Here is a 13,941-nt window from a genome sequence, read left to right as displayed (position 1 = left end):
GCTCACCGGCTCGCCTCGTCCCTGGTGCAGATTGACCTGCCCGCTCTGCACCAAGGTTATGACGCTTTGTTAAGACTTTGTCCGTTTTGTCGGAGCTTTGTTTGAGCTCTGTCGGGGCGAGGCCGGGCGAATCAACTACCGGGCCCCCCGTGTTACGGCAGGTGGGTGCGCCCGATCCGGGTGAGCAGCCATGGCTCAACCAGCCCCAGACCGCGGACCGGACGGCGCCACATCGGCTGCAGATGGAAGCGGTGCGGCCCGGCCAGCTCGGTGCCGTCCGGCTCCCCGGAGGGCTCGGCGGCGCCGCTGCCCTCCAGCGCGGCCGCGAGCTCGCCGTCCAGCAGTACGGCGTCCTTGGGCGCGATCGAGGTGAGCCGGCTGGCCAGGTTGACCGTGGTGCCGAAGACATCGCCCATCCGGGAGGTCACGGTGCCGAAGGCCATCCCGACCCGCAGCGCCGGGATGTTCTCCTCGTCGGCCAGCGCCTCGACCAGGCTGAGCGCGATCTCGGCGGCGGTGGCCGGGTCCTCCGAGACGTACAGGATCTCGTCGCCGAGGGTCTTCACCACCCGGCCGCCGTGACCCGCGATCAGGTCGGAGCAGGTGTTCTCGAAGCTCTCCACCAGCTCGCCGAGCTCCTCCTCCTCCAGCCGCCGGGACAGCCGGGTGAAGCCGACCAGATCCGCGAATCCGACCGCGAGCCGACCGCTGGTGATCTCGGTGTCCTCGGCGGCCTGCACCACCCGCCCGGTGACGGCGGCGAGTTGACGCCGCCAGACGTACACCAGGAACTGCTCCAGCTCCGGCAGCAGCAGCTCGACCAGTGGGTAGGCCACCTCGGCCCTGGTCAGGCCGGGCTCGACCGCCTGGGTCAGGTTGTCCAGGAAGGTGTCCATCTGCCAGCCCGCCAGCCGGGCGGTGGTCTGGCCGGTGGAGCGGGCCACCTGGATCGCCATCGACTCGCTGAGCAGTCCGGACTCGACCAGACCGGCCAGCCGGCGGAGCGCGATCACGTCGCCGTCGGTGAGGGCGCGGGACTGGCCGATGTCGGGGAAGCCCATCGCGCGCCAGAACCGGGTGGCCAGCTCCATCGGGACGTCGGCGGCACGGGCGGCCTGGTACGGCGTGTATCTGCGCGGCGCGTCGAGGATCAGGCGCTCCAGGTCCAGCGCGACCGTCCGGCCGTCGTGGTCCGGCTCCTCGCCACCGCCGTCTTCGTGTACCACCGGTCCGTCCCCGTGCGGTTGCCGCACTTGCCTCATGTCCTGACTGTCCAGGGGCGACCGACCACCACGCGGGTAGTGGTGCGCCTCACACCGCTGCCAGGTGGAATCGTCGCACGGAATCCCCCGATCCGGGGCATCCGCTCGGGAGCCGTCCGGCTCGTGGACGGATTCAGGCCTGCTGCGGTCGTACGTGCACGACGTCCCCGGCCGCCACCGGGTGGCGGGTGCCGTCGGCCGACCTGACCACCAGCCTGCCGTCCCCGTCGATCGCCACCGCCTCGCCCAACAGCTCGCGGTCACCCGGCAGTTGGACCTTCACCGGGCGGCCCAGGGTGGTGCAGCGGGCGGTGTACGCGGGCAGCAGCCCGCTCGCCTGCGGGTCGCCCGCGGCGGCCACCCACTCGCCGTACAGCTCGGCGAACTCGCGCAGCAGCGAGCGCAGCAGGGTCTCCCGGTCGGTCACCTCGGCCCCGGCCAGCACCAGCGAGGTCGCGGTCGGCACCGGCAGCTCCTCCTCGCGCAGCGAGACGTTGACGCCGAGTCCGACCACCACCGCACCGTCGCTCAGCTCGGTCAGGATGCCGCCGAGCTTGCGCTCGGCGCCGCCCACGGTGACCTGCAGGTCGTTCGGCCACTTCAGGCCGGTGTCCACCCCGGCGACCCGGCTCAGGGTGGCCGCGGCCGCCACCCCGACCAGGATCGGCAGCCAGCCGTACCGCTCCATCGGGACGTCCTTCGGCCGCAGCAGCAGCGAGAGGAAGAGCCCCGAGCGCGCGGGCGCCGACCACTGCCGCTCCAGCCGGCCCCGGCCGGCCGTCTGCTCCTCGGCCACCAGCACCGCACCCTCGGCGGCACCCAGCTTGGCCCGGGCCGCCAGATCGGTGTTGGTCGAACCGGTGCCGGCCAGCACGTCCAGCGCCGTCCACAGCCCGCCCGGGGTCAGCAGGTCCCGCCGCAGTGCCGCCTGGTCGAGCGGCGGCCGCTCCAGGTCGGTCCAGGGGGAGGGCCCGTCGTGGCCGAAGCCACGCAGTCCACTGCGGCGGGGGCGGGGATTCTCGGCGCTCTCGGTCACCGGGCCAGCGTACCGACCGGCCTTCCGGTCAAGGGGTCTCGCGGGGCCCGAAGATGCTGCGGTCCGCCTCGGCGATCGGCTGGTCGTTGATGCTCGCCTCCCGACGGCGCATCAGGCCGTCCTCGGCGAACTCCCACTGCTCGTTGCCGTGGCTGCGCCACCACTGGCCGGCCTTGTCGCGCCACTCGTAGGTGAAACGCACCGAGATCCGGTTGCCGGTGTACGCCCACAGCTCCTTGCGCAGCGCGTACTCCTCCTCCTTGGCCCACTTCCGGGTGAGGAACTCGACGATCTCCTCGCGGCCGGTGAGGAACTCGTCGCGGTTGCGCCAGGCCGAGTCGGGTGTGTACGCCAGCGCCACCCGCTCCGGATCGCGGGAGTTCCAGGCGTCCTCGGCCGCCTGCACCTTGGCGGCGGCGCTCTCGGCGGTGAACGGCGGAAGCGGGGGCCGGACAGCGGACATGACGGATCCTCACTGGTCGCGCGGGAATGACCGGACAACCCCTACTCTAACCGTTACAACGGTGAATAGGGGTTACATGGGAGATCCGGGCCAGGCGACCGGCCGTGGGCCGCACCATGCTGCCGCAGAAACACGCCCGACTGCACTGTGTCGCTGGCCATAACCGGAACGGCCCCGGGCTGGCTACGCTACCCAGCGGTAGTTCGCAACGCCGCACCTGCCCTCACGCAGTCATGCACCGGGAGCGGCCGATGGATCAGGGAGAGCCGACCGGATGACCGAGGCGTCGCACGACCCGCACACCACTGCCGGCAAGCTCGCCGACCTGCGCCGCAGGATCGACGAGGCCGTGCACTCCGGCTCGGCGGCCGCCGTCGAGAAGCAGCACGCCAAGGGCAAGCTGACGGCCCGTGAGCGGGTCCAGGAGCTGCTGGACGAGGACTCCTTCGTGGAGTTCGACGAGTTCGCCCGGCACCGCTCGGTCAACTTCGGCCAGGAGAAGAACCGGCCGTACGGCGACGGCGTGGTGACCGGCTACGGCACCGTGGACGGCCGTCAGATCGCCGTCTTCGCCCAGGACTTCACCGTCTTCGGCGGCTCGCTCGGCGAGGTGTTCGGCGAGAAGATCGTCAAGGTGATGGACTTCGCGCTGAAGACCGGCTGCCCGGTGATCGGCATCAACGACTCCGGCGGCGCCCGGATCCAGGAGGGCGTGGTCTCGCTCGGCCTGTACGGCGAGATCTTCCGCCGCAACGTGCACGCCTCGGGCGTCATCCCGCAGATCTCGCTGATCATGGGCCCGTGCGCGGGCGGCGCGGTCTACTCCCCCGCGATCACCGACTTCGTGGTGATGGCCGACCAGACCTCGCACATGTTCATCACCGGCCCGGACGTGATCAAGACCGTCACCGGCGAGGACGTCGGCATGGAGGAGCTGGGCGGCGCCCGCACCCACAACGCCAAGTCCGGCAACGCCCACTACCTCGCGGCGGACGAGAAGGAGGCGATCGAGTACGTCAAGAGCCTGCTCTCGTACCTGCCCTCCAACAACCTCTCCGAGCCGCCGGCCTTCCCCGAGGAGGCCGACCTCGCGGTCACCGACGAGGACCTCGAACTCGACACCCTGGTGCCGGACTCGGCGAACCAGCCGTACGACATGCACAAGGTGATCGAGCACGTCCTCGACGACGGCGAGTTCCTGGAGACCCAGTCGCTCTACGCCGGCAACATCCTGACCGGCTTCGGCCGGGTCGAGGGCCACCCGGTCGGCGTGGTCGGCAACCAGCCGATGGACCTGGCCGGCTGCCTGGACATCAACGCCAGCGAGAAGGCCGCCCGGTTCATCCGCACCTGCGACGCCTTCAACATCCCGGTGATCACCTTCGTCGACGTGCCCGGCTTCCTGCCCGGCACCGAGCAGGAGTGGAACGGCATCATCCGGCGCGGCGCCAAGCTGATCTTCGCGTACGCCGAGGCGACCGTCCCGATGATCACCGTGATCACCCGCAAGGCCTTCGGCGGCGCGTACGACGTGATGGGCTCCAAGCACCTCGGCGCCGACCTCAACCTGGCCTGGCCGACCGCGCAGATCGCCGTGATGGGCGCCCAGGGCGCCGCGAACATCGTCTACCGCCGCGAGCTGGCCGAGGCGGCCAAGGCCGGCGAGGACGTCGACGCCCGCCGCGCCGAGCTGGTCGCCGAGTACGAGGACACCCTGCTCAACCCGTACCTGGCCGCCGAACGCGGCTACGTGGACGCGGTGATCGCGCCGAGCGAGACCCGCCGGCACATCGTCCGGGGGCTGCGGGCGCTGCGCGGCAAGCGCGAGGTCCTGCCGCCGAAGAAGCACGGCAACATTCCGCTCTAGGCGTTCACGGGGAGATGATTGAGCTATGACTCCGATTCAGGTGCTGCACGGGCAGCCGACCCCCGAGGAGCTGGCCACCGTCCTGGCGGTGGTCTCAGCCCGGGCCGCCGCCGCACAGGCCGCCGCGGAGGCGGCCCGCCGCGCGGGTGGTGGCCCGGCCTCGGCCTGGAACGACCGGGCACGGCGGATGCGGCACACGCCGAAGCCCGGCTTGAACGTCTGGCGCACGTCCGGGTGGGCGGGCTGAGTTGAGTATCCGTACTCAAGCGTTCCGGGTGGTCGGCGGCGCACCCTGAGAAGGTGCTCTGGTCAGACCCCCGGGACGAAACATCGGCCGAGGCCCGTCGCGTACAGCGAATGCTGCGACGGGCCGGGCCGGTGCTGGCGGCGATCGCCTTGGTGATGGCGGTCCTCCTGATGCTCTGACCCTTGGCAGGCGCTCCGGGGCTACGGTCCAGGGGCTCGGGGAACTGCGAGGAGATCTGGCGCTCGGGTCACTGCGAAAGTGCCTGACCACCTACGCACGGACCACCTTGCAAGGGTCGGCGTCGCAGTTCCCCGAGCCCCTGGGTAGTGCCTGGTTAAGGTGGTGCGTATGAGTGAACGTGTAGTGGTCCTCGCCTCCGCCTCCCCCGCCCGGCTCGGGCTGCTGCGTCAGGCGGGCCTCGACCCGCAGGTGATCGTGAGCGGGGTGGACGAGGACGCGATCGACGCGCCGACCCCGGCCGAGCTCGCGTTGGTGCTGGCCGAGGCCAAGGCCCGGGCGGTGGCCGGGGAGTTGACCGAGGGTCAGCTCGTGATCGGGTGCGACTCGGTGCTGGAGCTGGACGGGCAGGCGCTCGGCAAGCCCACCGACCCGGCCGACGCGCTGGCCCGCTGGCAGGCGATGCGTGGCCGCGAGGGCATCCTGCGGACCGGCCACTGCGTGATCGACACCGTGACCGGCAAGGAGTCCTCGGCGACCGCCTCGACCACCGTCCGGTTCGGCACCCCGGACGACGCCGAGCTGGCCGCCTACATCGCCTCGGGCGAACCCCTGCACGTGGCGGGGGCGTTCACCCTGGACGGCCGCTCGGCGCCGTTCATCGACGGCATCGACGGCGACCCGGGCAACGTGATCGGCCTGTCGCTGCCGCTGCTGCGACGCCTGCTGGCCGACCTCGACGTCCGGATCACCGACCTCTGGAGCTAACTGCTCGGTGCGTTCTTCGCCAGGAAGGCGAGCAGGTCGGCCTTGGCGGTGCCCTGCGGGAGCAGCCGGGCGCCGTGACTGGTGCCCTGGTAGATCTTCAGCTCCTTGACCGGTGCGGTGGCCGCCGCGGCCAGTTCGGCGGCGTTCTCCGCGAACGGCTGGTCACCCTCCTGGGCGGCGATGAACAGCGGTGCCTTGATCTTGGCGATCGCCGCCACCCCGGCCCAACTGCCGAAGTTGGTGGGCGAGCTGAGGGTCACCACGGCCGCCACCGGGAGCGAACCGCCGGGCGTCGCGGCGGCCGCCAGCGAGCCGGTGCCGCCCTTGGAGGCGCCCACCAGGACCACCTTCTCGACACCCTTGCCCTTGAGGTACTTGGCCGCCGCCTCGATGTCCAGCGGCAGGTCACCGGCCGAGGTGTAGGCCAGGGTGGCGTAGCCGGCCTTGGTGAAGTCCTCGACGAACGGGATCCAGTCGCAGAGCGTGGCCCCGTTCTCGTGCGAGAACACCACCGCGACCTTGGCCTTTCCGGCGTCCGAGTCCTGGTAGTAGGCGTCCCGCTTGGCCACGCTGTCGAGTCCGAACGACCCCTTGTCGGCCCTGGTCTGCTCCAGGCAGCCGTAGGTGGAGGCGCTCGGGCTGGGCGCGGCCGCGGCCGGGCCGTCGCTGCCGCAGCCCGCGAGCAGCAGCACTGCGGCCAGTCCGCCGACCGCGGGCACGACCGTACGTAGCTTCATCTCTTCGACTCCCCCGTCGAGTTGACGACGGGCACCGGGTGGCGACCGTCGCCCGAAACGCTAGGGATCGACGGGAATCGTCGTCAATGGTCCAGACCATCACGGTTGGACACCGGCCGAACCGGATCCTCCGCCTCCACTTCCGTCGTGCTGATCCGAACAGATCCTGACCCGTACATCTGTTGCCCTGAGCCACCCTCACCGGATGGGCCCGGCCGCTAGGCTGGCGCGGTCGCCGGATCGGAGCGGAACCAGGAAGGGACGGCGCGATGATCGACAGCCTGCTCAACCTGGTGCTCGGCCTGCTGGCCAGCGCCATCAGCGCCGGTCTCGGCTGGCTCGCCCAGACCGTGCGCCGTCGCCGACGGCTCGGCCGGGTGCGGGAGTTCTTCGGCATGCCCGGCGGCACCGAGTGCCTGCTGGTGGTCAACCGGCAGTCCCCGGCTGCCAGTTCGAAGAGCGTCTCGCGCAACGACGTGTACGCGCTGATGGAGTTGGCCGCGCTGGTCAAGGAGTGCGGCGCGCAGGCCGACATCGTCGCGCACGACCAGGTCCGCCAGGGGCTGGGCGGCAAGGCCGAGTTCTGCCTCGGCGGCCCCGACAGCAACGAGCGGACCGCCGCCCACCTGCGGAACTGGCTGCCCGGGGCGGGCTTCGTCACGGAACCGGGGCGGACCTACAGCGACACCATCATGGCGGGCGACGAACTGTTCCGCCACGAACACGACGACGAGATACCGAAGGCGTACGTCCTGCTGGCCCGGGTGCACGCCGCCGAGGGCAGCCGCCCGGTGTTCCTGATCGCGGGTCAGACCGCGACCTCCAACCACGCCGCGGTGCGCTACCTGACCGCCAACCACCGGCAGCTGGCCCGCCGGTACGGCCGGGACGGCGCCTTCGCCCTGGTGCTCCGGGTCATCAACCCACACGTGTACGGACCCGACGTGGTGGAACTCGCGTCGGACGTCACGGCCAAAGCGTTCGCGACGGCCGGATGAGGCGGACGGTGCAGGTGATGTGGTGAAGGCCACGGCGCGCCCGGAGCGTCCCCGGGCGGCTTCGGGTCCGCTATAGGCCGACCGCGTAACGTCGCCACCAGCGGCGCATGCCGCTCCGTATCCGGGTGATCACGAATACGCGTCACGCTCCGTGTGGGCAAGCTCACCACCTGGGGCTACTCGCCGGTACACCCTTGCAATCCATAAACTCAACGAGGTTCAAGAAGGGAGCCAAACGTGCGCAAGGTGCTCATCGCCAACCGTGGCGAAATCGCCGTCCGAGTCGCCCGGGCCTGCTCGGATGCCGGTATCGCCAGCGTCGCCGTCTACGCCGAGCCGGACCGGGACGCCCTCCACGTCCGTGCGGCCGACGAGGCGTACGCGCTCGGCGGCGACACCCCCGGTACCAGCTACCTGGACATCGGCAAGGTGCTCCAGGCGGCCGCGGACTCCGGGGCGGACGCGATCCACCCCGGTTACGGCTTCCTGTCCGAGAACGCGGACTTCGCGCAGGCCGTGATCGACGCGGGCCTGACCTGGATCGGCCCGCCGCCGCAGGCGATCCGCGACCTCGGCGACAAGGTGACCGCCCGTCACGTCGCCCAGCGCGCCGGTGCCCCGCTGGTGGCCGGTACGCCGGAGCCGGTCCAGGGTGCCGACGAGGTCGTGGTGTTCGCCCGCGAGCACGGTCTGCCGGTCGCCATCAAGGCGGCGTTCGGCGGCGGCGGCCGCGGCCTCAAGGTCGCCCGCACGCTGGAGGAGATCCCCGAGCTGTACGAGTCGGCGGTCCGCGAGGCGGTCGCCGCCTTCGGTCGCGGCGAGTGCTTCGTCGAGCAGTACCTGGACAACCCGCGGCACGTGGAGACCCAGTGCCTGGCCGACCAGCACGGCAACGTGGTGGTCGTCTCCACCCGTGACTGCTCGCTCCAGCGCCGGCACCAGAAGCTGGTCGAGGAGGCGCCCGCGCCGTTCCTGACGGACGAGCAGAACGCGGAGCTGTACCGGGCCTCCAAGGCGATCCTCCGCGAGGCGGGCTACGTCGGCGCCGGCACCTGCGAGTTCCTGGTCTCCCAGGACGGGCTGATCTCCTTCCTGGAGGTCAACACCCGCCTCCAGGTGGAGCACCCGGTCTCCGAGGAGGTCACCGGGATCGACCTGGTCCGCGAGATGTTCCGGATCGCCGACGGCGAGGAGCTCGGGTACGACGACCCGGAGATCCGCGGCCACTCGCTGGAGTTCCGCATCAACGGCGAGGACCCGGGCCGCAACTTCCTCCCGGCGCCCGGCACCGTGACCCTGTTCGCGCCGCCGTCCGGCCCCGGTGTCCGGCTGGACGCGGGCGTCGAGACCGGCTCGGTCATCGGCCCCGCCTGGGACTCGCTGCTGGCCAAGCTGATCGTCACCGGCGCCACCCGCAAGCAGGCGCTGCAGCGCGCGGCCCGGGCGCTGTCGGAGTTCAAGGTCGAGGGCATGGCCACCGCCATCCCGTTCCACCAGGCGGTCGTCACCGACCCGGCGTTCGCGCCCGAGGTGCACGGCGGCGAGGGCCCGTTCACGGTCTTCACCCGGTGGATCGAGACCGAGTTCGCCAACACCATCCCGGCCTTCACCGGCGGTGGCGCGGACGCGGACGAGGCCGACCAGCGGGAGACCGTGGTGGTCGAGGTCGGCGGCAAGCGGATCGAGGTCTCGCTGCCCTCCTCGCTCGGGGTCTCCTCCGCACCGGCGGCCGGCGCCTCGGCCACCGGCAAGGCCAAGCGCCGGGTCGGCGCCAAGAAGGCCGGCGCGGCGGCCAGCGGTGACACGCTGGCCTCGCCGATGCAGGGCACCATCGTCAAGGTCGCCGTCGAGGAGGGCCAGGTGGTCGCCGAGGGCGAGCTGATCGTGGTCCTGGAGGCGATGAAGATGGAGCAGCCGCTCAACGCCCACAAGGCGGGCACCGTCACCGGCCTCAAGGCCGAGGTCGGTGGCAGCGTGAGCAGTGGCGCGGTGCTCTGCGAGATCAAGGACTGAGCCTAGAACCGGGCTCGGCCATTTACGGTCCAGGGGCTCGGGGAACGGCGACGAGATCTGGCGTGCGGGTCAAAATGCAAAGTGCCTGACCACGCACGGACGGATCACCTTTCACGAGGCCGGCGTCGCAGTTCCCCGAGCCCCTGACCGTTCACCGCCCACGAGGGGCGCTCAGTTCGGTCAGCCGGCCCGGGAGTTGGTGGGCCGGTCGGCGCTGGCCGGGCAGGGGGGCCGGGCGTCGGGGGGCCGCGTTGACCGGGGCGGACTGCTGGTGGACGGGGGGCTCGGCCGGGGAGCCGAGCGGGGCGATCGAGATCTGCACGCCGCAGTCGGCGAGCGCGTCCAGCTCGCGGGCCGTCGGGTCGGTCCCGGCGGCCTGTTCGTCCGTCACCAGGCGGGTGATCGCCTCGGTCGGGACGGTCTGGAACATGGTGTCCGCGCCGAGCTTGGTGTGGTCGGCGAGGACGATGACCTCGGTGGCCGACTGCACCAGTGCCCGGTCCACGCTCGCGGAGAGCATGTTGGTGGTGGAGAGCCCGCGCTCGGCGGTCAGACCACTGCCGGAGATGAAGGCCTTGGAGACCCGCAGCCCGTGCAGCGACTGCTCCGCCCCGCTGCCCACCAGGGCGTAGTTGGAACCGCGCAGCGTACCGCCGGTCATCACCACCTCCACCCGGTTGGCGTGGGCCAGCGCCTGGGCGACCAGCAGCGAGTTGGTGACCACCGTCAGGCCCGGCACCCGGGCCAGCCGACGGGCCAACTCCTGGGTGGTGGTGCCCGCGCCGACCACCACGGCGTCCCCCTCCTCGACCATCGAGGCGGCGAGATCGGCGATCGCGCTCTTCTCGGCGGCCGCGAGATGGGTCTTCTGCGGATAGCCGGGCTCCCTGCTGAAGCCGCCGGGGAGCACCGCGCCGCCGTGCCGGCGGTCGAGCAGCCCTTCGGCCTCCAGCGCCCGTACGTCCCGACGTACGGTGACTTCGGAGGTCTGGACGACGCGGGCCAACTCGCGGAGCGATACCGCTCCGTTGGCGCGCACCATTTCGAGGATCAACTGGCGACGTTCTGCAGCAAACACAGAACCGACGGTAACTGAATGACCGTCTGCTTTCAGGCGTTTGCAGCTGGTATCGGGAAATGCTCACCTCGGAGCAGCGTGCGACCGTACAATACGCGCCGTCAGCTACCGGCGGTCACGCTCGGCCGGGCGGGTGAGACGGCAGAGGCGGCCGCCATCGGCGACCGCCTCAACTAGGTTCCGCAGCTCAGGAGTCCGAGTCCTCGCGCTTGCGGATGTGCAGCTGGCGGGCGGCCTCGGCGGTGGAGCCGGAGAGTGACGGGTAGACGGTGAAGGCACCGGCCACCTGTTCGACCGTCAAGTTGTTGTCCACGGCGAGCGAGATCGAATGGATGAGTTCGCTGGCGCGCGGCGCGACCACCACACCACCGACCACGATGCCGGTGCCAGGGCGGGCGAACAGCTTCACGAAGCCGTCCCGGATGCCCTGCATCTTGGCCCGCGGGTTGCCCCGGAGCGGGAGCTTGACCTCGACCGCGTCCATCTTCCCGCAGGAGACGTCGGTGGCGGTGTAGCCGACCGTGGCGATCTCCGGGTCGGTGAAGACGTTGGAGGCCACCGTCTTCAGGTTCAGCGGCTGCACCGCGTCGCCGAGCACGTGGTACATCGCGATCCGGCCCTGCATCGCGGCGACCGAGGCGAGCATGAAGACACCGGTGCAGTCACCGGCCGCGTACACGCCGGGGGCGCTGGTCCGGGAGACCCGGTCGACCTGGATCTGGCCCCAGTCGTTGAGCTTGACCCCGGCCTCCTCCAGACCGAGCCCTGCGGTGTTGGGGATCGAGCCGACCGCCATCAGACAGTGGGTGCCCTCGATCGCGGTGCCGTCGGCGAGGGTGACCTCGACCCGGTCGCCGATCCGCTTGGCGCTCTCGGCCCGCGAGCGGGACATCACGTTCATGCCGCGCCGGCGGAAGACCTCTTCGAGCACCTCGGCGGCGTCCGGGTCCTCGCCCGGCAGCACCCGGTCGCGGGAGGAGACCAGGGTGACCTTGGAGCCGAGCGCCTGGTACGCACCGGCGAACTCGGCGCCGGTGACGCCCGAGCCGACCACGATCAGCTCGCGGGGCAGCTCCTCCAGCTCGTAGACCTGGGTCCAGTTCAGGATCCGCTCGCCGTCCGGCTGGGCGTCCGGGAGCTCGCGCGGGTGCACGCCGGTGGCGATCAGCACGGCGTCGGCCCGGAGCGTCTCGGTCGAGCCGTCGGCACCGTCCACGATCACCTCGCGGGAGCCGTCCGCCGCCTGGCCGCCGGCGCCGAGCCGGCCCTTGCCGCGCAGCACGGTGACGCCCGCCCGGGTGACCGACTGGGTGATGTCGTGCGACTGGGCGATGGCGAGGCGCTTCACCCGTCGGTTGACCTTGCCGAGGTCGACCCCGACCACCCGGGCCGATCCCTCGATCGGCGGGGTGTCGTCCGCGACGATGATGCCCAGCTCCTCGTACGAGCTGTCGAAGGTGGTCATCACCTCCGCCGTCGCGATCAGGGTCTTGGACGGCACGCAGTCCGTCAGCACCGCCGATCCGCCCAGACCGTCGCGGTCGACAACGGTCACCTCCGCGCCGAGCTGGGCGGCCACGAGGGCCGCCTCATATCCGCCGGGTCCGCCACCGATGATCACGATCCGAGTCACAGGCACCATTGTCCCGTACGCCGAGACCGGCGCCACGCCGGGGGCGTTGCATTGTGCTCAGCTCCGATCGGAGCCGGTCGTGAACTGTCCGGAATGCGTGTTCGGACGGACCGTCAGAAGCTCCGTACCCGCTCCCTCGCGAGCGCCGCTCTCCCGTATGGTGGCGCCCATGCCCCTCTACGCCGCGTACGCCACGAACCTCGACGCCCGGCAGATGAGCCGCCGCGCCCCCCACTCGCCGCTGCGCGGCACCGGGTGGCTGGACGGCTGGCGGATGACCTTCGGCGGCGAGCAGCTGGGCTGGGAGGGTTCGCTGGCCACCGTGGTGGAGGACGAGAAGGAGCAGGTCTTCGTCTCGCTCTACGACGTCGCGCCGATGGACGAGGACGGGCTCGACCGCTGGGAGGGCGTGCAGCTCGGCATCTACCGGAAGATCCGGCTGCGGGCGCACACCCTGGACGGGGACATCCCGGTCTGGACGTACGTGCTGAACGACTGGGAGGGCGGGCTGCCCGCCGCCCGCTACCTGGGCATGATCGCGGACGCGGCGGAGAGCGCGGGCGCGCCGCACGACTACGTGCTGGACCTGCGACGACGGCCCTGCTGACGACCGACTTGTAGGACCATCCGAACAGGGCGGCCCGTAGCGGGTGTTCGTTTGGGTCTCTAGGTCATCCGGGTAACGATCCGGCATGGTTCGCCGGGTATGTCTACGCGCGTAGGCGATTGCCGTCTATTCTCGGTGACGTGAACGCATCTCCTCAGTCCAACGTCTCCGCCGACCCCTACGCCGCCGCCCAGGCGGCCGCCGCGCGTCTGCGTGAGCTGACCGGTGCCGAGCGCCACGACGTCGCCCTGGTGATGGGCTCCGGCTGGGTGCCGGCTGCCGACGCCCTCGGCGAGACCGTGGCTGAGTTCCCGGTCACCGACCTGCCCGGCTTCCCGGCCCCGGCCGTGGCCGGCCACTCGGGCAAGATCCGCTCGGTGAAGATCGGCGACAAGCGCGCGCTGATCTTCCTCGGCCGCAACCACTACTACGAGGGTCACGGCGTGGCCACCGTGGTGCACGGTGTCCGCACCGCCGTCGCGGCGGGCGTCGAGACCGTGGTGCTGACCAACGGCTGCGGTGGTCTGCGCGAGGGCTGGGTGCCCGGTCAGCCGGTGCTGATCAGCGACCACATCAACCTCACCGCGGACTCCCCGATCGTCGGCGCCAACTTCGTCGACCTCACCGACCTGTACTCCAAGCGGCTGCGCGAGCTCTGCCGCGAGGTGGACTCCTCCCTCGACGAGGCCGTCTACGTGCAGTTCCGCGGCCCGCACTACGAGACCCCGGCCGAGATCGGCATGGTCCGGGCGATCGGCGGCGAGCTGGTCGGCATGTCCACCACGCTGGAGGCGATCGCCGCCCGCGAGGCCGGCGCCGAGGTGCTGGGCATCTCGCTGGTCACCAACCTGGCGGCCGGCATCACCGGCGAGCCGCTCAACCACGAAGAGGTGCTGGAGGCCGGCAAGGCCAGCGCCGAGCGGATGGGCGCGCTGCTGGCGAAGGTCCTTGAGCGGATCTGACCGTCACCTGACGCAGAATCAGTAGTCCGGAGCCGTCGACCCGTTGTCCGGGGAGGCGGCTCCGTCTCTTTGTCCCACTCACCCTCAGAGGGA

Annotated in this window: 14 protein-coding genes; 8 read left to right on the top strand and 6 right to left on the bottom strand. The window is 71.0% G+C overall.

From position 1 onward, the window contains the following. Positions 1-152: 152 nt before the first annotated feature. The 3 genes from F4556_RS22185 to F4556_RS22175 form a co-directional block, all read right to left on the bottom strand. On the bottom strand, positions 153-1,262 hold the full coding sequence (locus F4556_RS22185; RefSeq protein WP_184918831.1) for an adenylate/guanylate cyclase domain-containing protein: 1,110 nt from the start codon (positions 1,260-1,262) through the stop codon (positions 153-155). Positions 1,263-1,395: 133 nt separating this feature from the next. After that, entirely contained in the window at positions 1,396-2,256 is an 861-nt protein-coding gene (locus F4556_RS22180) for a biotin--[acetyl-CoA-carboxylase] ligase (protein WP_184924957.1), read from the bottom strand. Positions 2,257-2,326: 70 nt separating this feature from the next. Then, positions 2,327-2,761, bottom strand: a complete 435-nt coding sequence (locus F4556_RS22175) for a nuclear transport factor 2 family protein (RefSeq protein ID WP_184918829.1) — start codon at positions 2,759-2,761, stop codon at positions 2,327-2,329. 274 nt (positions 2,762-3,035) lie between these two features. Between F4556_RS22175 and F4556_RS22170 the strand changes: the two genes are divergently transcribed. From F4556_RS22170 to F4556_RS22160, 4 genes are all read left to right on the top strand, one after another. After that, positions 3,036-4,628, top strand: a complete 1,593-nt coding sequence (locus F4556_RS22170; RefSeq protein WP_184918827.1) for an acyl-CoA carboxylase subunit beta — start codon at positions 3,036-3,038, stop codon at positions 4,626-4,628. Positions 4,629-4,653: 25 nt separating this feature from the next. Next, entirely contained in the window at positions 4,654-4,875 is a 222-nt protein-coding gene (locus tag F4556_RS22165) for an acyl-CoA carboxylase subunit epsilon (RefSeq protein WP_057240907.1), read from the top strand. Between the two features lie 53 nt (positions 4,876-4,928). Next, the gene (mmpB, locus tag F4556_RS39755) at positions 4,929-5,054 is read left to right on the top strand and encodes a morphogenic membrane protein MmpB (RefSeq protein ID WP_376775737.1); all 126 of its coding nucleotides are present in this window, start codon (positions 4,929-4,931) and stop codon (positions 5,052-5,054) included. Between the two features lie 169 nt (positions 5,055-5,223). After that, positions 5,224-5,820: a nucleoside triphosphate pyrophosphatase gene (locus F4556_RS22160; protein WP_184918825.1), complete on the top strand. Its 597-nt coding sequence runs from the start codon at positions 5,224-5,226 to the stop codon at positions 5,818-5,820. On the opposite strand, the gene F4556_RS22155 is transcribed toward F4556_RS22160, so the two are convergent. Beyond that, entirely contained in the window at positions 5,817-6,557 is a 741-nt protein-coding gene (locus tag F4556_RS22155; RefSeq protein WP_184918823.1) for an alpha/beta hydrolase family protein, read from the bottom strand. The two genes, F4556_RS22160 and F4556_RS22155, sit on opposite strands and share 4 nt — an antisense overlap. Before the next feature lie 269 nt (positions 6,558-6,826). Here F4556_RS22155 and F4556_RS22150 point away from each other — a divergent pair, with 269 nt between their 5' ends. Together F4556_RS22150 and F4556_RS22145 are read left to right on the top strand one after the other, a co-directional pair. Beyond that, complete coding sequence (locus F4556_RS22150; protein WP_184918821.1) at positions 6,827-7,555, top strand: hypothetical protein; 729 nt, start codon at positions 6,827-6,829, stop codon at positions 7,553-7,555. Between the two features lie 237 nt (positions 7,556-7,792). Further along, positions 7,793-9,568, top strand: coding sequence for an acetyl/propionyl/methylcrotonyl-CoA carboxylase subunit alpha (locus F4556_RS22145; protein WP_184918819.1), 1,776 nt, complete (start codon positions 7,793-7,795; stop codon positions 9,566-9,568). A 151-nt stretch (positions 9,569-9,719) separates the two neighbouring features. Here F4556_RS22145 and F4556_RS22140 read toward each other — a convergent pair whose 3' ends face one another. Together F4556_RS22140 and F4556_RS22135 are read right to left on the bottom strand one after the other, a co-directional pair. Continuing rightward, positions 9,720-10,646 (bottom strand): DeoR/GlpR family DNA-binding transcription regulator, encoded by a 927-nt coding sequence (locus F4556_RS22140; protein WP_184918817.1) that lies wholly within the window; start codon positions 10,644-10,646, stop codon positions 9,720-9,722. Positions 10,647-10,833: 187 nt separating this feature from the next. Next, complete coding sequence (locus F4556_RS22135; RefSeq protein WP_184918815.1) at positions 10,834-12,288, bottom strand: NAD(P)H-quinone dehydrogenase; 1,455 nt, start codon at positions 12,286-12,288, stop codon at positions 10,834-10,836. A gap of 160 nt (positions 12,289-12,448) precedes the next feature. Between F4556_RS22135 and F4556_RS22130 the strand changes: the two genes are divergently transcribed. Together F4556_RS22130 and F4556_RS22125 are read left to right on the top strand one after the other, a co-directional pair. Further along, a complete protein-coding gene (locus tag F4556_RS22130) occupies positions 12,449-12,886 on the top strand; it encodes a gamma-glutamylcyclotransferase family protein (protein ID WP_184918813.1) in 438 nt (145 codons plus the stop codon). Positions 12,887-13,026: 140 nt separating this feature from the next. Next, positions 13,027-13,848 (top strand): purine-nucleoside phosphorylase, encoded by an 822-nt coding sequence (locus tag F4556_RS22125; RefSeq protein ID WP_184918811.1) that lies wholly within the window; start codon positions 13,027-13,029, stop codon positions 13,846-13,848. Positions 13,849-13,941 lie beyond the last annotated feature (93 nt).

The sequence above is a fragment of the Kitasatospora gansuensis genome (genome assembly GCF_014203705.1).
Lineage (GTDB): Bacteria > Actinomycetota > Actinomycetes > Streptomycetales > Streptomycetaceae > Kitasatospora > Kitasatospora gansuensis.
This window is presented reverse-complemented; position numbering and strand designations above follow the sequence as displayed.